Raw genomic sequence first — 501 nt, forward strand, 5'->3', positions numbered from 1 at the left:
GCTTTCAGGACGACGAAGCCGCGCGGGATCTGGCCCTTGAGTTCGTCGGCGACGCCGATGACGGCGCATTCGGCGACGTCGGGGTGGGCGGCCAGGGCCTCTTCCATGCTGCCGGTGGACAGGCGGTGTCCGGCGACGTTGATGACGTCGTCGGTGCGGCCCATGACGAAGACGTAGCCGTCGTGGTCGATGTGTCCGCTGTCGCCGGTGAGGTAGTAGCCGTCGTAGGCGGAGAGGTAGGAGGCGAGGTAGCGGTCGTCGTCGTTCCAGAGGGTGGGGAGCGCGCCGGGCGGCAGGGGGAGCTTCACGACGATCGCGCCGTCGACGCCCGCGGGTACCGGCTCGCCCGACGCGTCGAGGACGCGGACGTCCCATCCGGGCAGCGGGAGGGTGGGGGAGCCGGGCTTGAGGGGAGCGGTCTCGATGCCCACCGGGTTGGCGACGATGGGCCAGCCGGTCTCGGTCTGCCACCAGTGGTCGATCACCGGGATGCCCAGCAGG

General features: G+C 70.9%; 1 protein-coding gene. It reads right to left on the reverse strand.

Annotation, left to right across the window (positions count from 1 at the left end):
* Positions 1-501 (reverse strand): AMP-binding enzyme (locus K4B79_RS47510; RefSeq protein ID WP_232033714.1); only part of this gene is annotated, 501 nt, incomplete at both ends.

The sequence above is a fragment of the Streptomyces lincolnensis genome (assembly GCF_021173675.1).
Classification (GTDB): Bacteria; Actinomycetota; Actinomycetes; order Streptomycetales; family Streptomycetaceae; genus Streptomyces; species Streptomyces lincolnensis_B.